This window comes from Aeromonas sp. ZOR0001, assembly GCF_000801015.1.
In the GTDB taxonomy this organism is placed as follows: Bacteria; Pseudomonadota; Gammaproteobacteria; order Enterobacterales; family Aeromonadaceae; genus Aeromonas; species Aeromonas veronii.
Genome location: NZ_JRJY01000022.1, coordinates 46,902 through 70,377, shown reverse-complemented (window position 1 = coordinate 70,377; position 23,476 = coordinate 46,902). Strand labels below are relative to the sequence as shown.

Annotated in this window: 22 protein-coding genes and 1 tRNA gene; 17 read left to right on the top strand and 6 right to left on the bottom strand. The window is 62.1% G+C overall.

Features of this window, described 5'->3' with window-relative positions; genetic code table 11:
* Positions 1–328 precede the first annotated feature (328 nt).
* The 16 genes from L972_RS02835 (at position 329) to hypA (ending at position 17,121) form a co-directional block, all read left to right on the top strand.
* The gene (locus L972_RS02835) at positions 329–994 is read left to right on the top strand and encodes a 4Fe-4S dicluster domain-containing protein (protein WP_047435270.1); all 666 of its coding nucleotides are present in this window, start codon (positions 329–331) and stop codon (positions 992–994) included.
* Positions 994–2,865, top strand: a complete 1,872-nt coding sequence (hyfB, locus tag L972_RS02830) for a hydrogenase 4 subunit B (RefSeq protein ID WP_047435267.1) — start codon at positions 994–996, stop codon at positions 2,863–2,865. Before L972_RS02835 ends, hyfB begins: the two co-directional genes overlap by 1 nt.
* A gap of 1 nt (position 2,866) precedes the next feature.
* Complete coding sequence (locus L972_RS02825) at positions 2,867–3,820, top strand: respiratory chain complex I subunit 1 family protein (RefSeq protein ID WP_047435264.1); 954 nt, start codon at positions 2,867–2,869, stop codon at positions 3,818–3,820.
* 80 nt (positions 3,821–3,900) lie between these two features.
* Entirely contained in the window at positions 3,901–5,619 is a 1,719-nt protein-coding gene (locus L972_RS02820) for a hydrogenase large subunit (RefSeq protein WP_017784116.1), read from the top strand.
* Positions 5,620–5,628: 9 nt separating this feature from the next.
* The gene (locus L972_RS02815; RefSeq protein ID WP_047435261.1) at positions 5,629–6,186 is read left to right on the top strand and encodes a formate hydrogenlyase complex iron-sulfur subunit; all 558 of its coding nucleotides are present in this window, start codon (positions 5,629–5,631) and stop codon (positions 6,184–6,186) included.
* Positions 6,186–7,001: an NADH-quinone oxidoreductase subunit B family protein gene (locus L972_RS02810; protein ID WP_005333324.1), complete on the top strand. Its 816-nt coding sequence runs from the start codon at positions 6,186–6,188 to the stop codon at positions 6,999–7,001. The genes L972_RS02815 and L972_RS02810 overlap by 1 nt, the downstream gene beginning before the upstream one ends.
* Positions 6,994–7,407: a formate hydrogenlyase maturation HycH family protein gene (locus L972_RS02805; protein WP_047435257.1), complete on the top strand. Its 414-nt coding sequence runs from the start codon at positions 6,994–6,996 to the stop codon at positions 7,405–7,407. The genes L972_RS02810 and L972_RS02805 overlap by 8 nt, the downstream gene beginning before the upstream one ends.
* Positions 7,407–7,898 carry a hydrogenase maturation peptidase HycI gene (gene hycI, locus L972_RS02800; protein ID WP_047435255.1) on the top strand — a complete coding sequence of 164 codons (492 nt, stop codon included), beginning with the start codon at positions 7,407–7,409 and terminating at the stop codon, positions 7,896–7,898. Before L972_RS02805 ends, hycI begins: the two co-directional genes overlap by 1 nt.
* A gap of 213 nt (positions 7,899–8,111) precedes the next feature.
* A tRNA-Sec gene (locus L972_RS21265) sits at positions 8,112–8,203 on the top strand.
* A gap of 314 nt (positions 8,204–8,517) precedes the next feature.
* On the top strand, positions 8,518–9,996 hold the full coding sequence (selA, locus tag L972_RS02795) for an L-seryl-tRNA(Sec) selenium transferase (protein ID WP_047435252.1): 1,479 nt from the start codon (positions 8,518–8,520) through the stop codon (positions 9,994–9,996).
* A 4-nt stretch (positions 9,997–10,000) separates the two neighbouring features.
* The gene (gene selB / locus L972_RS02790) at positions 10,001–11,911 is read left to right on the top strand and encodes a selenocysteine-specific translation elongation factor (protein ID WP_047435249.1); all 1,911 of its coding nucleotides are present in this window, start codon (positions 10,001–10,003) and stop codon (positions 11,909–11,911) included.
* Entirely contained in the window at positions 11,908–14,346 is a 2,439-nt protein-coding gene (hypF, locus tag L972_RS02785) for a carbamoyltransferase HypF (RefSeq protein ID WP_047435245.1), read from the top strand. Before selB ends, hypF begins: the two co-directional genes overlap by 4 nt.
* 5 nt (positions 14,347–14,351) lie before the next feature.
* Positions 14,352–14,603: a HypC/HybG/HupF family hydrogenase formation chaperone gene (locus L972_RS02780; RefSeq protein WP_040065728.1), complete on the top strand. Its 252-nt coding sequence runs from the start codon at positions 14,352–14,354 to the stop codon at positions 14,601–14,603.
* Positions 14,597–15,709 carry a hydrogenase formation protein HypD gene (gene hypD, locus L972_RS02775; RefSeq protein WP_047435240.1) on the top strand — a complete coding sequence of 371 codons (1,113 nt, stop codon included), beginning with the start codon at positions 14,597–14,599 and terminating at the stop codon, positions 15,707–15,709. Before L972_RS02780 ends, hypD begins: the two co-directional genes overlap by 7 nt.
* On the top strand, positions 15,706–16,710 hold the full coding sequence (gene hypE, locus L972_RS02770; protein WP_047435238.1) for a hydrogenase expression/formation protein HypE: 1,005 nt from the start codon (positions 15,706–15,708) through the stop codon (positions 16,708–16,710). Before hypD ends, hypE begins: the two co-directional genes overlap by 4 nt.
* Positions 16,711–16,779: 69 nt before the next feature.
* Positions 16,780–17,121: a hydrogenase maturation nickel metallochaperone HypA gene (gene hypA, locus L972_RS02765; protein ID WP_045526958.1), complete on the top strand. Its 342-nt coding sequence runs from the start codon at positions 16,780–16,782 to the stop codon at positions 17,119–17,121.
* On the opposite strand, the gene L972_RS21610 is transcribed toward hypA, so the two are convergent.
* On the bottom strand, positions 17,099–17,485 hold the full coding sequence (locus tag L972_RS21610; protein ID WP_197058084.1) for a hypothetical protein: 387 nt from the start codon (positions 17,483–17,485) through the stop codon (positions 17,099–17,101). The two genes, hypA and L972_RS21610, sit on opposite strands and share 23 nt — an antisense overlap.
* Between L972_RS21610 and hypB the strand changes: the two genes are divergently transcribed.
* A complete protein-coding gene (gene hypB / locus L972_RS02760) occupies positions 17,384–18,196 on the top strand; it encodes a hydrogenase nickel incorporation protein HypB (protein ID WP_197058083.1) in 813 nt (270 codons plus the stop codon). The genes L972_RS21610 and hypB overlap by 102 nt on opposite strands.
* 312 nt (positions 18,197–18,508) lie before the next feature.
* Here the strand turns inward: hypB and L972_RS02755 are convergent, their stop codons facing one another.
* Genes L972_RS02755 through L972_RS02735 form a run of 5 tightly spaced genes read right to left on the bottom strand, consistent with a single transcriptional unit; the run spans position 18,509 to position 23,354 of the window.
* Positions 18,509–19,150: an ATP-binding cassette domain-containing protein gene (locus L972_RS02755; protein ID WP_047435229.1), complete on the bottom strand. Its 642-nt coding sequence runs from the start codon at positions 19,148–19,150 to the stop codon at positions 18,509–18,511.
* Positions 19,150–19,938: an ATP-binding cassette domain-containing protein gene (locus L972_RS02750; RefSeq protein WP_047435226.1), complete on the bottom strand. Its 789-nt coding sequence runs from the start codon at positions 19,936–19,938 to the stop codon at positions 19,150–19,152. The genes L972_RS02755 and L972_RS02750 overlap by 1 nt, the downstream gene beginning before the upstream one ends.
* Positions 19,932–20,747, bottom strand: a complete 816-nt coding sequence (locus L972_RS02745; protein ID WP_047435224.1) for an ABC transporter permease — start codon at positions 20,745–20,747, stop codon at positions 19,932–19,934. The genes L972_RS02750 and L972_RS02745 overlap by 7 nt, the downstream gene beginning before the upstream one ends.
* Positions 20,737–21,747, bottom strand: a complete 1,011-nt coding sequence (locus tag L972_RS02740) for an ABC transporter permease (protein ID WP_047435222.1) — start codon at positions 21,745–21,747, stop codon at positions 20,737–20,739. The genes L972_RS02745 and L972_RS02740 overlap by 11 nt, the downstream gene beginning before the upstream one ends.
* Positions 21,732–23,354 (bottom strand): ABC transporter substrate-binding protein, encoded by a 1,623-nt coding sequence (locus tag L972_RS02735; protein ID WP_047435219.1) that lies wholly within the window; start codon positions 23,352–23,354, stop codon positions 21,732–21,734. Before L972_RS02735 ends, L972_RS02740 begins: the two co-directional genes overlap by 16 nt.
* Positions 23,355–23,476 lie beyond the last annotated feature (122 nt).

Below are 23,476 nucleotides of genomic sequence, written 5' to 3'. Positions count from 1 at the left end.
CTCTATCCGAACAGACCACCGACGTAGGGTGCAACAAGCGCAGCGCCGTGCACCGCGAACATATGTTGGAGAGCGGTGCAATTCACTGCGTTCTTTGCACCCTGCTTATGCTGCGTTTTCCAAGGTGACGAACCCTCCCGGCGGCTTCGTCACAAGTGACGAACGTCACAGTTCGACAGCCACACTAGCCCTTTCACTCAACCACATAAAGATTTTTATTTATTTAAAAACAGTCACTTAAAGCGGATTTTTGCAGCAAAAACCAATCTGGCCCGTATCTTGCCAACCTGCCCCTACTTTCTCCGTTCGCGACACGACAAGGTAGGCTATGAACCGCTTCGTTATCGCTGACCCCAAGCTTTGTATCGGCTGTGGCACCTGTATGGCGGCCTGCAGCGAGGTACACAAGGCGCAAGGTTTGCAGCAAGCCCCCCGTTTAACCGTTATGCGACACGAGCAGGCGACCATGCCGGTTCAGTGCCGTCACTGTGACGATGCCCCCTGCATCAAGGTGTGCCCGGTCGAGGCAATTCGCCAGACCGGCGATTGCGTGCAACTCAACGAGTCGCTCTGCATTGGCTGCAATCTCTGCGCCGTTGCATGCCCCTTTGGCGCCATCCAGAGCGGCGGCAGCCGTCCGGTAGCCGTGGCCAACAGCTACGACACCTATATCCCCTGCTCCATCCGCTCCAGCAACCCCTCAACTTCCGCAGGCCTGCGCTGCTTTGGCGAGGATCTGCTGAGCTGGGAGCCGGGAGTGCGCAGCATCGCCGTCAAGTGCGACCTGTGCGAGTTTCGCGCCGACGGCCCCGCCTGTGTCGGAGCCTGCCCCTCCCAGGCGCTGAAGCTGGTCAATGACGGCGACACCGAACGCGCCGCCCGTATCCGTCGCCAGCAAGCGGCCGACACCAACCCGCAAGGGGCCTCCGCCTTCTCGGCGCCTGCCACGGCGCTCCCTGCATCCGATTTATCCACCACAGAGGGAGTTCGCTGATGTTGTCCCCCCTTGTAATGGCTACGCTCCTGCTCTTTTTGCTGGGCGCGGCCGCCGGTTTGCTGCTGCAAAAGCGGCCCGCACTGGCCAACCGTCTCAACAGCGGTTTTGCCCTGCTGGGCTCGCTCGCGGGTCTGGTCGCCGCCATCCAGATCTTTGCTCATGGTGCCCCCGTCGATGGCCAGCTCTGGCTGCTGGGCTCGGTGCACCTCGATATGCTCTCCGCGCTGATGCTGCTGGTGATTAGCACCGTCGGCGTCGCCGTCGCCCTCTACTCCTTTGCCTATATCCGCGAATATCAGGGCAAGGGGGATGTGGCCATCGGCGCGCTGATGAACCTCTTCCTCTTTGCCATGGTGGGCATGGTACTGGCCGACAATGCGCTCGGTTTCTTGCTCTGCTACGAGCTGGTGACCCTCACCACCTACTGGCTGGTCAAGACCAACCCGGATGCTGCCAAACAGAGCCGCCTCTACTTGGTGATGAACCATATCGGCATGGCGCTGGTGCTGATCGCCTTCTGGCTGCTCTGCCGTGAAAGCGGCTCGCTGGAGTTCGCTGCGCTGCGCGACCACCATCTGGCGGGCGCCCTGGCCTCTCTGGTGTTCCTGCTCAGCTTCTGCGGCTTTGGCCTGCGCGCCGGTTTTGTGCCGCTGCACGGCTGGCTGCCGGTGGCCGAGCCCGTTGCGCCCTCCCATATCTCGGCGCTGATGTCCGGCGTCATGGTCAAGCTGGGTCTCTTTGGCATCTTGCGGGTCAGCATCGATTTTCTCGGCGCCAGCCAGCTCTGGTGGGGCTATGTGGTGCTGATTTTCGGTGCCTGCTCGGCAGTGCTCGGGGTGCTGTTTGCGCTGGCCGAGCACGATCTCAAGCGGCTGCTCGCCTACCACACGGTGGAAAACATCGGCATCATCCTGATGGGGATGGGGATCGGCATGATCGGCATCGCCAACCAGCAACCGGCGCTGGTGGTGCTGGGGCTGCTCGGTGCGCTTTATCACCTGCTCAACCACGCCATCTTCAAGAGCCTGCTCTTTATGGGCACCGGCTCTGTGATGTTCCGCCTGCACACTCGCGACATGGACAAGATGGGGGGCCTCGCCAAGCTGATGCCCTGGACCGCGCTGGCGTTCCTCATCGGCGCCATGGCCATCTCGGCGCTGCCGCCGCTGAACGGCTTTGTCAGCGAGTGGTTTATCTATCAATCCCTGCTCTCCATGACCAAACTCGGCACCTCTGTCGTTGCGCCGCTCGCGGTAGTGATGCTGGCGGTGACCGGCGCCATGGCGGTGATGTGTTTCGTCAAGGTGTACGGCATCTGCTTCTGCGGTGCACCGCGCAGCGAGAAAGCGAGCCACGCCCGCGAAGTGCCGGGCGCTATGGTGGCAGGCACCCTGCTGCTGGCTGCGGTCTGTCTGGTGCTGGGTCTGGGCGCCCCCTGGATTGCCCCCCATATCGCCAGCTATGGCCAAGCCTTGGTAAGCGGCCAAATGAACGTGGCCACCGGCGCCACCCTGCTGCCACTCGATAGCAGCCAGGCGATCCTCTCCCCGCCCGTTATCGCCATCACCTTGCTGGGGCTGTTCCTCATCCCGTTGCTGGTACTGGCCATCTTCAAGGGGCCCAAGCTGGGTCGTCGTCACGCTGGCACCCCGTGGGCCTGTGGTTACGCCTATGAGGAGCGCATGAGCCTCACCTCCGGCGGTGTCACCCACACCTTGCGCCAACTCTGCGCGCCGCTCTATCGCCAGCAGCCGCAGCTCGATCTGGCCAGCGCCCTGCACGGGGTGAGCGATACCAGCGGGACGACCGGCTGGCTGCTGCACGGCATTGTGCTGGCGCTCTTTATCCTGATGGCTGTAGGAGTCTGATATGCCTGTTCTTGAAATGCCGAGCTGGGGCATGGTTGCCCTCGCCCTGACCCAGGCCATCGCCATGCTGGCGCTGGCGCCGCTCGCCACCGGTTTCAACCGGGTGCTGCGAGCCAAGATGCACTCCCGTCAGGGGCCGGGCCTGCTGCAGGATTACCGGGATATCGCCAAACTCCTGCGCCGTCAGGAGGTGACCCCCGAGCCTGCCGGCATCATCTTCAACCTGATGCCTGCGCTGCTCATCGCCGCCCTCTTGCTGGTAGGGATGGCGCTGCCGACCCTGACTCACGAGTCCCCCTTCCCCATCGCCGGGGATCTCATCACCGATATCTATCTGTTCGCCATCTTCCGCTTCTTCTTCTCCCTCTCAGGGCTCGACAGCGGCAGCATGTTTGCAGGGATCGGTGCTCGCCGCGAGTTGACGCTGGGCATTCTGGTGGAGCCCATTCTGGTGCTCGCCTGCTTCATCATGGCGATGATGGTGGGCAGCTCGGATCTGGGCAATATCAGCAACTATGTGGCGACCCAGCCGCTGGCCGCGCCGGTTGCCACCCTGCTGGCGGGCGCCGCCTGCGCCTTTGCGGTGTTTGTCGAGATGGGCAAGCTGCCCTTTGACTGCGCCGAAGCCGAGCAGGAGTTGCAGGAGGGGCCGCTGACCGAGTATTCCGGTGCGGGGCTAGCCCTGCTCAAGCTCTCCATCGGCCTCAAACAGCTGGTAGTGGTGCAGCTCTTTCTGGTGATTTTCCTGCCCTTCGGCAAGGCGGCCAACTGGAGTCTGCCTGCGCTCATCGGCGCGGCGCTGATCCTCGCCTGCAAGCTGCTGGTGGCCTTTTTGCTGGCCGGCATCATCGAAAACGCCATGGCCCGTACCCAGTTCGTACGCACCCACAAGCTCACCCGCTACGGGTTGGGGCTGGCCCTGCTGGCGCTGCTCGCCTATCTGGTCGGGATCTGAATCATGCCCGCCAGCACAGCAACTTTTTTCGATTTCATCATTTGTGAATGCTCATTCCCGAACATTAAAGTGAGAACTGCATGACCATCGCCATTTCGGATCGCATCGGCTGCGACTACATCCAGCAGGTGCGAGCCCAACTGCCCCACGCCATCGTCGACGAGGAGTGGCAAACCGCCGATCAGGCCACCATTACCGTCAAGCCCACCAGTCTGGTCGAAACGGCCAGCCTGATCTTCCATCAGCTGGGGGGCTGGCTTCCGCTCTCCTTTGCCAATGACGAGCGCAGCCTCAACGGCCACTTCGCCGTCTACCACGTCTTCTCCATGGAGGGCGACACCAAGTGCTGGATCACCGTAAAGGTGCTGGTGGATGCCGATACCCAGGAGTACCCCTCCATCACCCCGACCATTCCGGCGGCGGTGTGGGGCGAGCGGGAGATCCGCGACATGTACGGCCTGCGTGCCATCGGTCTGCCGGATGAGCGCCGTCTGGTACTGCCGGATGACTGGCCGGAGGATATCCACCCCCTGCGCAAGGACGCCATGGATTATCGCCAGCGCCCGATGCCCACCACCGACACCGAGACCTACCCCTTCGTCAACGAGCTGGGCAGTGATGCCAACCGCATCGTGCCGGTCGGCCCGCTGCACATCACCTCCGACGAACCGGGCCACTTTCGTCTGTTCGTCGATGGGGAAGACATCATCGATGCCGACTACCGCCTCTTCTATGTCCATCGCGGCATGGAGAAGCTGGCGGAAACTCGCATGGGCTACAACGAAGTGGCGTTTCTGACCGACCGGGTCTGCGGCATCTGCGGTTTTACCCACAGCGTCGCCTACACCACCTCGGTAGAGAACGCCATGGGTATTCCGGTGCCGGAGCGGGCCAAGATGATCCGCGCCGTGCTGCTGGAGGTGGAGCGTCTGCACAGCCATATCCTCAACATCGGCCTGTCGAGCCACTTCACCGGTTTCGACACCGGCTTCATGCAGTTCTTCCGGGTGCGGGAAAAATCCATGACCCTGGCCGAGCTGCTGACCGGCGCCCGCAAGACCTATGGCCTCAACCTGATTGGCGGGGTGCGCCGCGACATCTTTAAGGAAGATCGCATCAAGGGTGCCCAGCTGGTGCGCGAGCTGCGTGATGAGCTCAAACCCCTGGTGGCCATGCTGCTTGATACCGCCAACATCTCTTCCCGCCTGATCGGTATCGGCAAGCTCGACCCGCAAATTGCCCGCGATTTCAGCTGCGTCGGCCCCATGGTGCGGGCGAGCGGCTTCAAGCGCGACGTGCGCCGGGTCCACGACTTTGCCGGTTACCGCGAGCTGCCGATGGAGATCCAGACCAAGGCGGGTTGCGATGTACAATCCCGGGTGCTGGTGCGGATCCACGAGCTCTACGACTCCCTCGACATGATTGAGTTCGGCCTTGAGCACCTGCCGGAAGGGCCACTGCTGACCGAAGGGTTCACCTACCAGCCGGGCAAGTTTGCGCTGGGCTTTACCGAGGCGCCCCGCGGCGAGAACGTCCACTGGAGCATGACAGGAGACAACCAGAAGCTGTTCCGCTGGCGCTGCCGCGCCGCCACCTACGCCAACTGGCCAGCTCTGCGCTACATGCTGCGTGGCAATACCGTGGCGGATGCGCCGCTCATCATCGGCAGTCTGGATCCCTGCTACTCCTGTACCGACCGGGTCACCCTGGTCGACCCCAAGAAGGGCAAATCCACCGTGGTCTCCTACAAGGAGATCGAGCGCTACGGCATCGATCGCAAAAACTCTCCGCTGAAATAAGGGGTCATCATGATCAAGCTGTTCAAGACCATCCTCAAGGCTGGCACCCCGACCGCCAAGTACCCCTTCGCCCCTATTGATGTGAACCGGGATTTTCGCGGCAAACCCAAATATCAGGCGGATCAGTGCATCGCCTGCGCCGCCTGCACCAAGGCCTGCCCGGCCAATGCGCTGGTGATGGAAGTGGACATGGAGACCGGCGAACGGCGCTGGGAGATCTCCATGGCGCGCTGCATCTTCTGCGGCCGCTGCGAGGAGGTCTGCCCGACCCGCGCCATCGCGCTCTCACCCGAGTTTGAGCTGGCGGTGACCAACAAGGCGGATCTCTATGAGGAGGCCCGCTTCGCGCTGGCCCCCTGCACCCTGTGCGGCACCTACTTTGCCCCGAGCAAGCTGGTGGCACTGGTGGAGGACACCCTCAAGCAGGCGGGCACGCCGCTGACCACCCCGGAGCGACTGCACCACTGCCCCGACTGCAAACGAAAACAGAGCATGCTGAGCCAGCCTGACTCGGCCCTGATCGCACCGGTAGCCACACCGATGGCCGCACAACAGGAGTGGATGTGATGAGCAAGATCAAAGGCATAGAACCGGTTGTCGGCCATGCCCATACCCGCGCCGTGCCGCTGGCACAGGATCCCGAGATCACCAAACTCAAGAAGACCCTGCTCAAGGACATTCGCCGCTCGGCCTATGTCTACCGGGTCGATTGCGGCGGCTGCAACGCCTGCGAAATCGAGATCTTCGCCACCATCACCCCGCTGTTCGATGCCGAGCGTTTCGGCATCAAGGTGGTCGCCTCCCCCCGTCACGCCGACATCCTGCTCTTTACCGGCGCGGTGACCCGGGCGATGCGGGTTCCGGCCCTGCGCGCCTACGAGGCGGCGCCCGATCCCAAGATCTGCATCGCCTACGGCGCCTGCGGCTGTGACGGCGGCATCTTCCACGACCTCTACTGCGTCTGGGGCGGCACCGACAAAATCGTGCCAGTGGATGTCTATATCCCGGGCTGCCCTCCGACACCGGCGGCCACCATCTACGGCTTTGCCGTGGCGCTCGGCCTGCTTGAGCAGAAACTCAAAGCCACCAGCCACGAGGTGCAACCGGGTGAGCGGGTCGAGCTGCGCCACACCGGCATCCCCAATGAAATTCGGGTGATGATCGAGCGCGAAGCGCGCCGCATGGCCGGTTATCGTCAGGGGCGGATCATCGCCGACGAGTTCATGGCCCTGCTCGAAGGGGCGACCCAGCAGGATGTGGATCTGCGCATCCAGAGCTACCTCGATCAGCACGACGATCCCCGCCTCTCGGAGATCGTCAACAACCTCGCAAATGCCTGCCTCAACCGGGCGGCCGGCAAGGGAGAGGCGGTACATGGCTGACGAGGTTTTTTTCTACCGCCTCTCGCGCAAGTTCGTTGACGAGCAGTTCGACGTGCCGGAAGAGGCAAAGGAGGTGATGTACTACAGCCTCGCCATCGGCCATCACCTCGGCATCGTCGATTGCCTGCGAGCAGACCTGGTCTGCTCGCTGATCGGTTATCGCGACTGGGTGGCCAAGCTGTCAGAGGGCAGCGAAGCGCGCCGCAAGATGGAGGGATTTCTCACCTTTGGCGAGATCACCATCTATCGCGAGCACTGCCATATGCTGGCCTGCGCCTTCGACCGGCTGCGCAAAGCCGACAATCTGCTCGATGAGCAGGAGCTGGGCTGGACCAACACCTTTATGGATCAGCTGACCGCCCTCTTTAACGACCCCCATATGTACCTGATGGTAAGGAGCCGCTGATGGGCTGCAATCTCGTGTTGACCGTGGGCAATGCCATGATGGGGGACGACGGTGCCGGCCCCTATCTCGCCGACAAGCTGCAGGCCGCCCCCCTGCCCGGCTGGATCCATATCGACGGCGGCATCGCGCCGGAAAATGAGGTCTACAAGGTGCGGGAGCTGCAACCGGAGCGAGTGGTGCTGGTGGATGCCGCCGAGATCGGCGAGAAGGCGGGTACCCTGCAGGTGATCCCCCCCGAGACCATCGCCGAGATGTTTATCTTCTCGACCCACAATATGCCGCTCAATTTCCTGATCGACGAGCTCAAGACCTTTGTCCCAGAGGTGATCTTTGTCGGGGTACAACCGGCCATCGTAGCGTTCTCCTTCCCGATGACCGAGATGGTGAGCGAGGCGATGGATTATCTTTATCAGCATCTTGATGCCGCCAAGGATCCCGGTCTGTTAATAGATAAACTGGATCAGTGGAATATTGCCAACGCCAAGCGGTGATTATTTATCGAGTTGTTAACGACCGTTATTGACCAACGGTTCCGGCAATGTGATCGAGGCCCGATGTTAAATTAAAAACATCGGGCTAATTGTGCTGAACTTGATATAAAACAAGGTTCTTTGATTTTTTCAAAAAATCGCTAACTCTCGATTTTTTATGACAAAAAAAGCGTTGCCAGTCACAGAAATTTGCCACAAAATGGCGACCGTTACGGAAGTTGATGGGGTCTGGTGGCCTCCTCGGTCTTCAAAACCGATGTGAGCCGAGAAGGCTTTGGCAGGTTCGATTCCTGCCTCTTCCGCCAAATTTATCTATTGAACAAATACTCTCTCGCTGTATTTATCAGCCTGAATGTTATTTCCATTGTTTGTTCAATACGTTTGAAATAATACCTTAGTAAAGGTGCTTGCCGCTTGCCAATATAATCCGAACTCAGGTTATCTCGCTGACCAAAAATTAATTAATCAGCATTGATGCAGCATTAATTTATACCCGCTCATTGATGCACCCAGTTTGCACTCATCCGCAAATCGTCAGCACTGCCATAACCCGTCAGCTCGGCCTCTCTATCGGCAAACCGGTGCGCATCCCGAACCCACGCACTGCACTGGTAATCCCATGCCGAACTCGTCTCACGCGCCAGCCATCCCCCATCGCCAGCCCGCATCAGGTACGGCTGCCGACGATTCACAGCCAGATTCTCAGCAACAGCCCGGCCAGCAACAAACGCGCCGTCTGCCGCAAGTGGAACAGCTGCTGCAACAACCTTTTCTCGCCGGGTTTATCGAGGCGCTAAGCCGCCCGCTGGTAACTCAGGCGGTGCGCGACACCCTGAGCGAGCTGCGCCAGAGCGAAGATTTTCGCCAGCATGGCGTCGCCCCCGAGCAGATCGAGGCGCTGATTGCCAAACGCTGCCAACAGCAGTTGCGCCAGCGTCAGACCCGGGTGATCAACGCCACCGGCACCCTGGTGCATACCAATCTGGGGCGTTCGCCGCTCTGTAGCGAACTGTGGGACGAGGTGCGCGACCTCAACACCGGCTACAACAATCTGGAGCTGGATCTCGCCACCGGCAAGCGCGGCGGGCGCAAGGGGCTGATCGCACCCCTGCTCCGTTGCCTCACCCAGGCCGAAGATTCACTGGTGGTCAACAACAACGCCGCCTCCCTCTTCTTGCTGCTGCAGGAGGTGGCCAAGGGGCGCGAGGTGATCGTCTCGCGCGGTGAGCAGATCCAGATTGGCGGCGGCTTTCGCATTCCCGACATTCTGGCGCTCTCCGGCGCCAAACTGGTGGAGGTGGGCACCACCAATATCACTACCGCCAAAGATTACCTCGATGCCATCACCGATCAGACCGCGCTGGTACTGATGGTGCACAAGTCCAATTTCGCCATTCGCGGCTTTACCGAATCCCCCGATATTGGCGAGGTGGCCCGCGCCCTGCCCGAACACGTGGTGCTGGCGGTGGATCAGGGCTCAGGCTTGACCACCGAGGAGTTTGCGCCGGACGAAACCTCGGTGCGCCAGTACATCAAGGCGGGGGCGGATCTGGTCTGCTACTCAGGCGACAAGCTCTTGGGGGGGCCGCAATCGGGCATCATCAGTGGCCGCAGCGACCTTATCAAGCGGCTGGAAAAGCACCCCATGATGCGCACCTTCCGCCCGAGCCGCATCGTCTACTCCCTGCTCGAACGCCTGCTCATCCACAAGCTCAACAAGTCCCCCATCGGCGAGGGTATCGCCCAGCGCACCCTGAGTAACCCGGCCGCCATGCAAACGAGAGCCTCCCTGCTGATGGAAGCCCTGCCCGGCTGCTTTGTGCCGGTCCCCGCCCAACTGGTGGTGGGCGGCGGCACCCTGCCGGACGAGTTCTATCCGGCGCCCGCGCTGGAGTGCACCGACCCGCGTCCGGCCCAGCAGCTGCTCGATGATTTGCGCGAACTGCCGGTGCCGGTCATCGCCACCGTGCGCCAGCAGAAGGTGCTGCTCAATATGGCGACCCTGCTGCCGACCGAGATGGAACTGCTGATCGCCCAACTCAGGGAATTGCTGCTGCCCGCCCCGTTCAATGCAACAAATGCAACCGAGGAGCCCTGATTCCATGACCCCCTATCGCGCCGTTATCGGTCTTGCCGGCCACGTGGATCACGGCAAGACCCTGCTGATCAAGGCCCTCACCGGCATCACCACGGCCCGCGCCCACGAGCAGGCCATCGGCATGACCCAGGATCTCGGCTTTGCCCACTTTGACGACGGTCAGGGCAACACCATAGGCGTCATCGACGTGCCCGGCCACGAGCGCTATATCCGCAACATGGTGGCAGGGCTCTGGAGTCTGGATCTGGTGCTGCTGGTGATTGCCGCCGACGAGGGGTGGATGCCGATGACCGGCGATCACCTGCGCCTGCTCAAGGCGATGGGGGTGCCGCGCCTCTTGGTCTGCATCAACAAGTGCGATCTGGTCTCCCCTGACGAGCTTTTGCTGTTGGAAGAGAGTCTGCTGGAGCGGGTGATGGACGAGAGCGGCATGGTGCCCGATATCGTCAGCGTCAGCGCCAAAACCGGCGCTAATATGGCTGCCCTGCACACCGCCATCGTGCGCCAGCTTGCCGAACTGCCAGCCTCACACGCTGCCCGCGAGCAGGGTGCCCCGCGACTGTATGTGGACAGGGTCTTTACCGCCAACGGTACCGGCACAGTCCTTACCGGCACCTTGCAGCAGGGCAGCCTCAAGGTGGGGGACAAGCTGCGCCTCTACCCTGCCGATCGGGAGGTGCAGGTGCGCTCCCTGCAGGCCTATCACCAGAGCGTCGACGAGATTGGCGCCGTCTGCCGGGTGGCGGTGGGCCTGAAAAAAGTGCCCCACAAGGAGGTGGCACGTGGTCACTGTCTTACCAGCACTGTCGGCCAGTGCGAGGCGGCAACCCACCTTATCGTGCGACTCAACGCCGAGAGCCTGAGTAACAAGACACTGCGCCCCTCTCTGCACAACAAGGAGGTCGAAGTGGCCCTTGGCAGCTGGCATGGCCGAGCCCGTTGTGTGCCGATAAAAGAGCTGCCCATCAAGGATACCCGGCTGGCGCGGCTGATCTTTACCAGCCCCATCCCCTGTTTCTTTGGCCAGCCGCTCGCCATCATTCGCCACGGCAGCAGCGAACTGCTGCACGGCGCCCGCATCGTCTGGTGCGGCGACATCCACCCCGCCAGACGCAAGGCGCTGCACACCCTGCTCGGTGAGCTGCCTGATGAGCTCGAGCACTACAACCCAGCCACCCTGCAGCTTGGCCTCAATGGCTATGTGCTGGCCAGCCGCTTTAACCAGCGGCCAGAGCAGGTTACCCCCCTCGGTGAGTGGCTGCTGGATAACTGCTGGCTGGCCCAAAGCCGCGACCAGCTGCTCGCCACGCTGGCCAGCGAACCGCTCAGCGCCGCAGAGCTGGCGACCCGCTTTGGCATCTCCCTGCCGGTCATTCAGGCCCTGCTCCAGCAGCTCAAGAGCGAGCAGCTTGTTCGCCTGCACCATGACAAGTGGCAGCCGGGCAGCGGCGAGTCGGAAGATGATCTGGGGGAAGAGGCGCAGCTGGTGCTCAAGGTGGTGCGAGATCAAGGCAAGGAGGGTTACGAGCCCGGTAAACTGGGCCCCGGCGGCGTGGAGCTGGATCCCTTTATCACCCGCAAGCTGCCCGCAGCCCTGCAGCAGGGCTTGCAACAAAAAGGCGCGTTGCAAAAGCAGCTGCGCAACCTGGCGCGACTCAAGTATCTGGTGCAGCTCGATGGCCCCATCTACTACGACGCCGAGCTTTACAACCAGATGGTCGCCGAAGTGCTGGCGGGCCAGCAGGTGGGAGATCTGATCGACATGGCATCCCTCAAGGAGATCACCGGCTTGTCGCGTAAATACGCCATTCCGTTCTGCCTGCGCATGGAGATGGATGGCTGGGTGCGGCGCGAGGAGAACGAGCGCCGAGTGCTGCGTCTGCCGCAGACTCAAGATGAGATGGAGCCGGCATGAGCGCCACCATCGCCCCCTCTGGCTCTGCCAATCCGGTGGCCAACCGGCTGCGCCGCGAATTTCATATCGACGGCATAGTTCAGGGGGTCGGCTTTCGCCCCTTCGTCTATGGGCTGGCGCTGCGCCACGGCCTTGCCGGTTATGTGTTGAACGATGCCAACGGCGTCACCATCGGTGCCGAAGGATCGCCTGAGCAGCTGGCCAGCTTTGCCCGCGAACTGCGGGAACTGGCGCCGCCACTTAGCCGCATCGATCATTTCAGCGAGCGGGAACTGCCCTTCGCTCATGATCCCGACTTCGATGGCCAATTTCATGGCCAGTTTCGAATTAAAGCGAGCCAGCAGCAGAGCGCGGCCACGGTCGCCATCTCGCCGGATCAGGGAATGTGCGAGGCATGCGCCCGGGATGTGGCCAGCCCCAACGATCGCCACCATCGCTACCCTTTTACCAACTGCACCCACTGCGGCCCGCGCTACACCATTATCCGCCGCCTCCCCTACGACCGCCCCCATACCGCCATGGCGGGCTTTGCCATGTGCCGGCGCTGTGCGGCGGCCTATGAAAACCCGCTGAACAGACGCTACCACGCCCAGCCGGTGAGCTGCCCCGAGTGCGGGCCCCATCTCAGCTGGCGAAATGGCCGTGGCGATGCCTTGGCCGAGCGCGAGGATGCCTTGCAAGCAGCTGCCCGCGCCCTGCAAGCGGGCAAGCTTATCGCGGTCAAGGGGATAGGGGGTTATCACCTGATGTGTGATGCCCGCAATGAACAGAGTGTTGCCAGATTGAGAATGCTCAAGCGGCGCGCGCGCAAGCCGCTGGCGGTGATGATGGGCTCCCTTGCCGAGGCCAAATTGCATGTCACCGGCAGCGAAGACGAGTGGAAGCAGCTCACCTCTCAGGCCAGACCCATCACTTTGCTGCGCAAGCGCAAAAACGATGATCGGCTCTCAGAATCCCAACTGACAACCGCGCCGCTGGCCGAGGGGATCGCCCCCGGCATCCCCTACCTTGGCATCATGCTCCCCTACACCCCGCTCCATCAGCTACTGTTGGATGCCTGCGCCATGCCGCTGGTGGCCACCAGCGCCAATGGTCGCGGCAGCCCAATCCTCATCGAGTGCGAGGCGGTGGTCAGGGAACTCGGCAGCGAGATTGACGGCATCCTGGATCACAACCGCCCAATCCAGCACCCGTGCGACGACAGTCTGGTGCAGTGGGTCGGTGGGCGACGCCAGACTTTGCGGCTGGCCCGGGGCTATGCCCCCTGCACTCCCAGCCTGCAAGAGGCGGTCAAGGCGCCGCTCTTGGCTGTCGGGGCGCAACAGAAGAACCAGCTGGCGCTCGCCTTCAGCCGCCAGCGCATCTACAGCCCCTATATCGGCGATCTGCACAGCCTGCCAATGCAGGAGCACTTCGAGCAGACCCTGGCGACCTTTCGCGATCTCTACGATCTCAAACCCGAAGTTCTGGTCTCGGATCGCCACTCGGGCTATCTCAGCCATCAGTGGGCCAAACGCTATTGCCAGGATCAGGGCGCAACCCATCTCGAGGTGCAGCACCATCACGCCCACCTGCTGGGGGTGATGGCCGAGCACAACATCACGGGCCCGGTGCTGGGGGTTGCCTTTGACGGCACCGGCCTTGGCGATGACGGCACCCTCTGGGGCGGCGAGCTGCTGATCGCAGACGTTCAGGGCTTCGAGCGGGTTGCCCACCTAAAACCCTTCAAGCTGATCGGCGGCGAAGCGGCCATCCGCGAGCCGGTACGTCAGCTACTGGGGCTGCTGTTTGAATCGCACAGCCCTGAGCAGATCAGCACCCTCGATATTCCGGCGATCAAGCAACTGCCACTTAAGCGGATCAGCAACCTGCACCAGCTCTGGCAGCTGGGTCGCAACGCCCCCTACACCAGCTCCATCGGTCGGCTGTTCGATGCGGTGGCAGCGATCTTGGGAGTGATCGACACCCCCGATTACGAGGGCGAAGCGGGGCTATTGCTGGAGGCGGCTGCCTCGCGGCTAGCCCCCGATGAACAGCCCTTCCCCCTCGCCTTTGATCTCAGCCAATCAGCGGAAGGGCCGCTGCAGATCCAGTGGGCCGCGCTGCTCAATACCCTTGTCAGCGAGCAGCGCAAAGGCACCTCCACCGCCAGCCTGGCCGCCGGTTTTATCCGCACCATCAGCAATCTGGTCATCGCCCTGGCCGAGCGTTTCCCCGGCTATCCGGTGGCGCTGGGGGGCGGCGTCTTTCAAAACCGGGTGCTGATGGACCAGCTTGTTCCCGCTCTCGAAGCGGCCGGTCGGCAGGTATTGACCAGCGAAACCCTGCCGCTCAATGACGGTGGCATCGCCGCCGGTCAGCTCTGGTTTGCCATCCACCATCTTGCCACGCATCAGCCTGTCACAACCGGTTGTGCCACCTTGTCGGAGTCCTGAAATTCATGTGTCTATCCATTCCCTCTCAGGTGGTGCAGCTGCACCCCGAAGATAACTGCGTCACCGTCGATACCCTGGGGGTGCAGCGACGCGTCAGCTGCATGCTGCTCGAAGAGCCCCTCCAGGTGGGCGACTATGTGCTGCTCCATATCGGCTTTGTGATGAGCAAGATTGACGAAGAGGAGGCGCAGGCCAGCCTCGAGAGCTTCCGCCAGATGGTGGCCCTGATGCCCAAACAGGATATCTTGCCATGTTGACCTTGAATGATCTGTTTCAGGGCTTTCGCCAGCCCGAGGTGATCCGCGCCCTCGCCGCCCAGATCACCGAACTGGCCAAAGATCTGCCCGAACCGCTGCGGGTGATGGAGGTGTGTGGCGGCCATACCCACACCATCATGAAGTACGGCCTGCACCAGCTGCTGCCGGCCAGCATCGAGTTTGTCCACGGCCCCGGCTGCCCGGTTTGCATCATGCCAAAAGAGCGCATCGATCAGGCCATCGAGCTGGCGAGCCAGCCCAACGTCATTCTGGTGACGTTGGGGGACATGATCCGGGTGCCGGGATCCAAAGGCACGCTGGCCCAGCAGCGGGCCAAGGGGAGCGATATTCGCCCGGTCTATGACCCCCTCGACGCCTTGCGCATCGCCAAAGAGAATCCGGAGAAAACCGTGGTCTTCTTCGCCATCGGTTTCGAGACCTCTACCCCAATGACAGCGGCACTCTTGGCTGCTGCGGAAGCTGAGGGGATTGAGAACCTGCTGTTTCATATCAACCATGTGCTGGTTCCCCCCGCCATTCATGCGGTGATGGCCGACGGCGTTGCCAAGGTGAACGCCTTTATCGGCCCCTCCCACGTCAGCGTCATCACCGGCGCCGATATCTACCTGCCCATTGTCGATCGCTATCAGGTGCCGGTAGTGGTGAGCGGCTTCGAGCCGGTGGATGTGATGGAGGCACTCTTGATGATGGTGCGCCAGAAGGTGGAGGGTCGCTACGCGCTGGAGGTGCAATACAGCCGCGCCGTCACCGCCAGCGGTAATAAAGCCGCCCAGCGGCTGGTCGAGCGCTTTTTCGAGACCCGCGAGCACTTTCGCTGGCGAGGTCTGGGGGATATCAACGCCTCCGCCCTGCGCCTGCGCGATGCGTTTGCCAAGCGCGATGCGGAGCGCCACTTCGCGCTCAATCAGACTCCCATCGATGACCACAAGGCGTGCCAGTGCGCCGATATCCTGCGCGGCCTGGCCAAGCCGAACCAGTGCAAAGTCTTTGGCCGGGGCTGCACCCCGACCCAGCCCATGGGCAGCTGCATGGTCAGCTCCGAAGGGGCCTGCAATGCCTACTACCGATATATGGGGATCCAATGAGAGAAATTCAGTTAAGCCACGGCGGCGGCGGCGTCGAGATGAATCAGCTGATCAACCAGCTCTTCTTTCGCCACTTTGGCAACGAGATCCTGCTGCGCGGTGAAGATGCCGCCCTGCTGCCGATAGAGGGCCCCGTTGCCTTTACCACCGACAGCTTTACCGTCTCGCCGCTCTTCTTCGAGGGGGGTGATATCGGCAAGCTGGCTATCGCCGGCACGGTCAACGATCTCGCCATGATGGGGGCCAAACCCGAGTATCTGAGCTGCAGCTTTATTATCGAGGAGGGCTTCCCCTACGCCGATCTCGCCCGCATCGTCGAGTCGATGGCAACAGAGCTTGCCAAGAGCGGCGCCCGCATCGTCTGCGGCGACACCAAGGTGGTGCCCAAGGGGGCCGCCGACAAGATCTTTATCAACACCAGCGGGGTCGGCACCTTCCCGCTGCCTGAGCAGAGCCGGGGCATCTCGGTACGCAACCTCAAGGCCGGTGACGCCATTCTGGTGTCGCGGGATATCGGCAGCCACGGCGCCTGCATCCTGATGGCCCGTGACGCCCTGCAACTGGGATCTGATCTCAAGAGCGATTGCACCACCCTCTGGCCGCTAGTAGAAGCGCTGCTAAAAGCGGGCATTACCCCTCACGCCCTGCGCGACGCCACCCGCGGTGGCCTTGCCGCCGTGCTGAATGAATGGAGCAGCGCCTCCCTGGTGGCCATCGAGCTGGAGGAGTCCGCCATTCCGGTGTGCGATCCGGTGCGCGGCCTGTGCGAACTCTACGGTTTCGAGCCCCATGATCTCGCCAACGAGGGGACCATGGTGCTGGCCCTGCCTGCCGAACAGGCGCAGGACGCGCTGGGCATCTTGCGGCAATTCAACTCCGCCGCCAGCCAGATCGGCGTGGTGCAGGCAAGCGATCGCCACAAGGTGATCCTCAACAACCCCTGGGGCAGCCGCCGCTATCTGGAGCTACCGCAAGGGGAGCTGCTGCCGCGGATCTGTTGAGCGGCCATGCCGTTCCGTCAATTACAGGGAGGAGTCACTGCTCCTCTCCATATCGGTTAAGGAGCCACCATGCACGAAATGTCTCTGGCCATGGCCGCCATCGATCTGGCGGCTGAACAGGCCACCCAGCGGGGCTTTACCAGGGTGACAGCCCTCTGGCTCGAGGTCGGCAGCTTCTCCTGCGTCGACCCGGACACCATTGCCTTCTGTTTCGAGGCGGCCGCCAAGGGCACCGCCGTCGAGGGGGCCCAGCTGCACTTTCAGCACCAGGCGGCAGAGGCCTGGTGTTACGACTGCAACCAGACGGTCACCCTCACCGAGCGCGGGCAGGCCTGTCCCGAGTGTGGCGGATACAAATTACGAGTCGCGCAGGGTGATAGCCTGCGCATCACCGACATCGAGGTAAGTTGATATGTGTAGCGTATGCGGATGCGGCCAGGCGCGGATCGCCGGCCATGAGCACGATCATGAGCATCATCACGAGCATGAACATCACCATGAACATGGTCATGAGCACGACCATCATCATGCTCATGACGCCCATCACCATCATGACCACGAGCAGAGCGCACCACGCACCCTGATCATTCACCACCACTACCACCATCAGGGAGATGTCCATCACCACTACCACGGGGTACGGGCTCCCATAAGCCATGAGGGGCATGATCAGCTGCATGAGCACCACCATGATCACCCCCACGACCATCATCATGATCATACGCACTCTCATGACCACGGCCATTCCCACGCGCATCCCCATGATCACAGCCATGACCACCAGCAGGGTGATCTGCACTATGGCAAAGGGGAAGCGGGGTTGTCGGTGCCCGGCATGGGGCAGCGTCAGCTGATCGCCATCGAGATGGATGTGCTGGCCAAGAACAATGCCTTGGCGGCCCATAACCGCGAACACTTCGACGAGGCGGCCCAGCTGGTGCTCAATCTGGTGTCGAGCCCGGGTTCAGGCAAGACCACCCTGCTGTGCGAAACCCTGCGCCAGCTGGCCGACAAACGCCCCTGCGCCGTGATTGAAGGGGATCAGCAGACCAGCGCCGATGCGGATCGCATCCGTGCCACCGGCGTCCCTGCCGTGCAGATCAACACCGGCAAGGGCTGCCATCTGGATGCCAAGATGGTTCACGACGCCTGTCACCAGCTGCCCGCCAATGAAGGGGGCATCCTCTTTATCGAGAACGTGGGCAATCTGGTCTGCCCCGCCAGCTTCGATCTCGGCGAGAAGTACAAGGTGGCGATCCTCTCCGTCACCGAGGGGGAAGAGAAGCCGCTGAAATACCCGGACATGTTCGCCGCCGCCCAGCTGATGGTGATCAACAAGATCGATCTGCTGCCCTACGTCAGCTTTGACGTGGCACGCTGCATCGAGAACGCCAAACGGGTCAACCCCTATATCCAGGTGATCCAGGTCAGCGCCACCACCGGCGAAGGGATGGATGCCTGGCTGAACTGGCTGGCCAGTGCCTGAACCAGTTAAACGCCGCTGATAAGGGTAGAAAACAAGAGAGGGAGGCTGATGCCTCCCTCTCTTTTATCTGCTATCTGCGCGTTTTGCCAACGATTCTCTCTGTACAGAATGGCCAGCGTTTTATACTCGCGCCCCCTAACCCTGGCCCTCTCCCCAGGGAGAGGGAACCGGTTTGTGGATGCTGGCAATAAGTTCGAAGTACGCGCACTGCGAGCATAACAACCAGCTTGAGCCCCCAAGCATGGGAAGAGTAACCGTCTGCTCCCTTCTCCCCTTGCGGGAGAAGGGCTGGGGATGAGGGGGAACTAACCCTCAGGCCGCATTTTCAGCCAATACACCAGTCACGGGCTGCACCTCCCCAAAGCGCAGCACCCGATGGCAGATCTGGCGCAGTAGCGCCTGCTGGTGACTGAAGATCACCATGCCAAGCCCGCGCAGCTCGCACTCAACCATCAACTCCTGCCAGATATGACGCTGAATTTGCGGATCCAGCTGGGCGGTCACCTCGTCGGCAATCAGCAGTCGGGTGCGGGGATCGAGGGCGCGCAGCAGCGCGATGCGGGCCAGCTCGCCACCGGATAGCTGACCGGGTTTGCGACCAAGCCACTCAGGTTTGACCATAAAGCGGGCCAGCATGGCGTCATCGGGGCGCCATACATCCCAGAGCGCCTGCCCGGTGGTGCGATAGGGATTGAAGGTGAGCTCCGGGTGCTGGGGCACCAGCTGGATGGGGTTATAACCTTTTACCTGTTCAGGCACCGGCTGCCCATCCAGCCGCATTTCCCCGCTTCCCCGAACCGGTTGCCAACCCGCCAATACTCGCCCCAGCGTGGTTTTGCCATAACCGCTCGGTGCGGAGATGCCGAGCCGCTCGCCCGCTTTCACCGTCAGCGATAACCCCTGCCAGAGGGGACGTTCCCCCTGGGCGATAGTGAGATTTCGTACTTCCAACATCAGGAAACCTCCGGCACAGAGAAAAGCGCATTGAATTCCGGCAGCGCCTGCCAGTGGGCACGGAGCATCTCGCTCCCCTGCCCTTGCCGCAGATGGTGGCTGCTCAGGGTATCGCTCACTTGGCCCTTATGGAGCGCGACTATGCGATCGGCAAAGCGGGCCGCCAGCGCCAGATCGTGGGTCACCCAGAGGATGCCGCTGCCCTGATTGGCCAATTCACGCAACTGGCTGAGCAGCTGGCAGGCCAGCCCCTCGTCGAGCCAGGCGGTGATCTCGTCCGCCAGAATGTAGCGGGCACCACCAAGGGCCGCAGTGCAGGCCAGAATGCGCTTGGCCATGCCACCGGAGAGCTGGCGCGGGAATCTGTCCAGGGTGGTCGCGGGCAGCTGGTAGCGCAGCAACTGCTCGCCGAGCCGCTCGCGAGAACCGCTCTGACCGCAGAGGCGCGCCGCGCGGCCAAGCTGGCGCTCCACCGTCAGCAGCGGATTGAGGGCGCTTACCCCCTGCGGCACATAGCAGAGGGTGTGGCCGCGCAGGCTGGCCCGGCTGGCATCGCACAGTGGCGTGCCATCGAGGGAGATGCTGCCGCGCATTCGCAGATTGTCCGGCAGCAGGGTCAGGGCGCTTTGCAGCAGCAGGCTCTTGCCCTCGCCGCTCCCCCCCACCAGCGCCACTATCTCCCCAGTCGCCAGTTGCAGGCTGATATCGGTCAGCAAAGGCTGCCAGCTGCGCCGTCCCAGCCAGGAGTAGTGGGCCGCCTCTATGGTCACCTGATCAAAACTCAGCATGGTTCACTCCTGTGCCACAGCAGCTGTTGCAGAGCGCGGGTAGCCTGATCAAACAGCAGAACCAGCAGCAACAGCATCAGTCCCGGGAAGAGGGCCAGCCACCAACCGCCACCGGCCAGATAACGCAGGGCATCGGCCAGCAGCAGGCCCAGCGAGGCCTCGTGGGCCGCCAGACCAAAGCCGAGAAAGCTCAAGGCCGCGCTGTGTAGTACCGCATGGGGAAACATCAGCAAGGTGCCGATAAACCACTGGGGCAACAGCCCCGGCAGCAGGTGGATGCGCCAGCGACGCAGCGCACCCATCCCCTGACAGCGGGCCAGCACCACGTAGTCGCTGCAGGCGATCCGCCGCGCCTCGGCGCAGAGAATGAGCGCCAGCTTGGGCCAGTGGGTGAGCGCCACCGCGAGGATCACCCCGCGCATGCCGCCCCCCACGGTAAAGCAGATCAAAATCAGCAGCAGCATATGGGGCAGCGCCAGCATGGCGTCGATCACCATTCGCACCGCCGCATCACATCTGGGGTGAATGAGCGACACGCTGGCCGCCACCATGGCCAGCAGGCCACTGCAGAGAGCCGTGCTGATGCCAAGCTCCAGACTGGTGAGGGTGCCCTGAAAAGCCCGCAACCAGAGATCCCGCCCCATCTGATCGGTACCGAACCAGTGGGTCAGCGAGGGAGGTTGCTGGCGCGCCAGCAGATCCATCGGCACATCCTGATGAGAGAGGCTCCAGCCGTAAGTGGCCAGCAGTGCCAATCCGATCAGGGCAAAACCCAGCCGCAGTATGGAGGGAAACGGATTAAACAGCATGCTCGCCCTCCCAACCCCGATTGATGCGGGCCAGCAGCAAACTGGCCACCGTGTTGCCAATAAAGACCAGCAGGGTGCAAAAGAGCACGATTCCCATCAGCAGGGGAATATCGCCCCTGAGCCCCGCATCCACGGTGGCCTGGCCGAGCCCCGGGTAGGAGAAGACCTTTTCGGCCAAGAGCGATCCGCCAATCAGCTCACCAAGGGAGGCAAACTGCAGGCAGAGCGCCGGGGTCAGGGCGTGGCGCAGCACGTGAAAACGCAGCATGGGCCAGCCGCCATCCCCCTGAGCGCGGGCGTAGCGGATAAAGTCGCTCTCCAGCACCTCGGCCACCCGCCCCCGGGTATGCAGGGCAATGTTGCCCAGCCCGAGCAGGGCGAGCGTGGTCACCGGCAGCAACAGATGGCGCGCTCGCATAGCCCAATCTGCCTCATCGGCGGAGAGGCCCGGCATCCAGGCGCAGCAGACTGGCAGTAGTGGCCAATGCACCGCAAACAGGGCGAGCAGCAAGAGGCCGACCCAGAAGGTGGGCAGGGAGGCGAGCAGATAGGCAAAACGGCAAATCAGGCGATCGGGCCAACGATTGAGATAGCGACCGGCGCAGAGGCCAAGCAGAATGCCGAAAAAGCCGGAGAGCAGCCATGCCCCCGTCAGCAGCAGGAAGGAGGCTGCAAAACGCTGGCCTATTACCTCACCCACCGGTGCGTTATAGAGCATGGAGTAGCCAAGATCCCCCTGCAGCACCTGGCTAAACCAGTGCCAGTAACGCAGCCAGAGCGGTTGATCCAGCCCCCAGCGGGCGGCGATGCGGGCGTACTGTTCCGGTGGCACATGGAGCAGATCGTTGCCGATATAGGCCTTGATGGGGTCGATGGGGGAGTAACTCAGCAGCACAAAGGTGGCGACCGAGACCAGACAGAGCAGCCCTGCCAGACGCAGCAGGGCTTTTAGCAACAGATAACCTGAATGACTCAAAGGCGAACTTAACGGCACGTCCACCGCCAATCCTGCAGGTTGTTGAGCAGGGACCAGCTACCGTGGATTTCCGGCGCCCCCTTGCCAAGATCGATGCAACGGTTGGCGAGATAGATGTGCTGCACATTGAGCAGCCAGGCCCAGGCGGCATCTCCCTGCACTCCGGCGCCGGTCTTGCCATCCCACTCCACCTGCTGCCAGAACGGCACGGCCGCCTGCCAGTTTGGAGCATCCAGCGCCTGCTTGAGGTGGCCATCCACCACAGGGTTGCTGTAGTAGCCCGGATTGTAGAACTCCACGCCACCGGAGCCGCTCTGGTAGTGGTGATAGAGCTCCATGGGATCCAGACTCCCCCACCCCATCAGCACCGGATTGGCGTGCATCTCCCGCTCCACCTGCTCCCAGCTGCCAGACTTGAGGCTCACCTCAAGGCCAATGGGTTTGAGCATGGCCCGCACCGCTTCCGCCAAATCCCGGCGGGTGCTGTCGCCACTGGTGTACCAGAGGGTAAAGGCGGCGCGCAGATTGCCCTTGTGGCGAATGCCGTCACTGCCCATCTTCCAACCCGCCTCGTCGAGCAGGGCATTGGCGTGGGCGACATCCCCATCCTTGAAGGCGGTGGCTTTGTTCAGCCAAGGCAAGCCTTCTACCGCACTGTAGGCGGGGATAGCGTGCCCTTCCAGTAGCTGATCGGCCAGTAGCTTGCGGTCGATGGCGTAGTTGATGGCGCGGCGTACCGCCACATCCGAGGTCACGTCGTTGCCGATGGGATAACCCTTGGCATCCTTGCCGCCCGCAGGCGGAATGGGAAAGACGATACCGCGGTTCTCCACACTCGGCCGCACCCACAGCTTGAGGGAAGCAGGCACGGTGGGCGCCAGCGACGGGGCAATGCGCACCACATCGAGCTGGCTACTCTGGGCGGCGGCATAGGCGCTCTCTTCATCGATAAAGACAAAGACCAGCCGTTTGAAATCGTTGTTGCCGCCGGCGTAATAGGGGTTCGCCTCCACCACCAGCTGTTGACCTGGCAGGAAGCTTACCAGCCGGTAAGGGCCGGCACCGACCGGTTTTTGGGCATAGGCTTTTGCGTCGTAATCCTGCTTCGACACTATCCCCAAAGATCCCAGCACGTTGACAAAGGTACTCTGGGGGGCACTCAGGGTGATGGCCACCTCGGTGGGCGAGAGCACCTTGGCCGAGACAAAGTTGCCCATGTCGATCTTGCCTCCCCCCTTGGCCGCGCTGTTGTAGGTAAAGGCCACATCCTCGGCGGTGAGCGGCGCGCCGTTGGAGAATTTCAGGCCAGGCTTGAGGGTAATGAGCCATCCCTTGCCATCCTTGTTCGGGGTCACAGCCTGGGTGAGCACATTCTGCCAACTGAGATCGGCACTATCGCCAGCAATCTGTTTGAGCAGCGGGCTGTGCAGCAGCAGGTAGCTGCCGTGGCTCCAGCCAAGCAGAGGGTCAAACCCTTCGGTGGGTTCGGCTCCGATGGCGAGCTTGAGTTCGGCAGGCACAGGTTGGGCGGCGGCCAGCCCCGCGTGAGAGGCAGTGCCCAGCAGCAGGGTCAACAGGGCGGTAGCGCCGGATCTAGCGTAATGGCGAAGGGAATTGCGAGAAACAGTCATGGGGATCCTTCTTGTTTTGTACCACTCACGGATCATCACTCAAAAAAGAGGCGGAATGCGTGTCTGAACATGGGAGTGAGGGGCCAAAATGGCCCCCTATTCTAAACTTGATTTCGCGTGAA

What these genes read in the sequence shown, in the direction of transcription:
- L972_RS02835 (WP_047435270.1), top strand. Translation starts at nt 329, where the DNA reads ATGAACCGCTTCGTTATCGCTGACCCCAAGCTTTGTATCGGCTGTGGC.
- hyfB (WP_047435267.1), top strand. Translation starts at nt 994, where the DNA reads ATGTTGTCCCCCCTTGTAATGGCTACGCTCCTGCTCTTTTTGCTGGGC.
- L972_RS02825 (WP_047435264.1), top strand. Translation starts at nt 2,867, where the DNA reads ATGCCTGTTCTTGAAATGCCGAGCTGGGGCATGGTTGCCCTCGCCCTG.
- L972_RS02820 (WP_017784116.1), top strand. Translation starts at nt 3,901, where the DNA reads ATGACCATCGCCATTTCGGATCGCATCGGCTGCGACTACATCCAGCAG.
- L972_RS02815 (WP_047435261.1), top strand. Translation starts at nt 5,629, where the DNA reads ATGATCAAGCTGTTCAAGACCATCCTCAAGGCTGGCACCCCGACCGCC.
- L972_RS02810 (WP_005333324.1), top strand. Translation starts at nt 6,186, where the DNA reads ATGAGCAAGATCAAAGGCATAGAACCGGTTGTCGGCCATGCCCATACC.
- L972_RS02805 (WP_047435257.1), top strand. Translation starts at nt 6,994, where the DNA reads ATGGCTGACGAGGTTTTTTTCTACCGCCTCTCGCGCAAGTTCGTTGAC.
- hycI (WP_047435255.1), top strand. Translation starts at nt 7,407, where the DNA reads ATGGGCTGCAATCTCGTGTTGACCGTGGGCAATGCCATGATGGGGGAC.
- selA (WP_047435252.1), top strand. Translation starts at nt 8,518, where the DNA reads ATGCCGAACTCGTCTCACGCGCCAGCCATCCCCCATCGCCAGCCCGCA.
- selB (WP_047435249.1), top strand. Translation starts at nt 10,001, where the DNA reads ATGACCCCCTATCGCGCCGTTATCGGTCTTGCCGGCCACGTGGATCAC.
- hypF (WP_047435245.1), top strand. Translation starts at nt 11,908, where the DNA reads ATGAGCGCCACCATCGCCCCCTCTGGCTCTGCCAATCCGGTGGCCAAC.
- L972_RS02780 (WP_040065728.1), top strand. Translation starts at nt 14,352, where the DNA reads ATGTGTCTATCCATTCCCTCTCAGGTGGTGCAGCTGCACCCCGAAGAT.
- hypD (WP_047435240.1), top strand. Translation starts at nt 14,597, where the DNA reads ATGTTGACCTTGAATGATCTGTTTCAGGGCTTTCGCCAGCCCGAGGTG.
- hypE (WP_047435238.1), top strand. Translation starts at nt 15,706, where the DNA reads ATGAGAGAAATTCAGTTAAGCCACGGCGGCGGCGGCGTCGAGATGAAT.
- hypA (WP_045526958.1), top strand. Translation starts at nt 16,780, where the DNA reads ATGCACGAAATGTCTCTGGCCATGGCCGCCATCGATCTGGCGGCTGAA.
- L972_RS21610 (WP_197058084.1), bottom strand. Translation starts at nt 17,485, where the DNA reads ATGGCTGTGATCATGGGGATGCGCGTGGGAATGGCCGTGGTCATGAGA.
- L972_RS02755 (WP_047435229.1), bottom strand. Translation starts at nt 19,150, where the DNA reads ATGTTGGAAGTACGAAATCTCACTATCGCCCAGGGGGAACGTCCCCTC.
- L972_RS02750 (WP_047435226.1), bottom strand. Translation starts at nt 19,938, where the DNA reads ATGCTGAGTTTTGATCAGGTGACCATAGAGGCGGCCCACTACTCCTGG.
- L972_RS02745 (WP_047435224.1), bottom strand. Translation starts at nt 20,747, where the DNA reads ATGCTGTTTAATCCGTTTCCCTCCATACTGCGGCTGGGTTTTGCCCTG.
- L972_RS02735 (WP_047435219.1), bottom strand. Translation starts at nt 23,354, where the DNA reads ATGACTGTTTCTCGCAATTCCCTTCGCCATTACGCTAGATCCGGCGCT.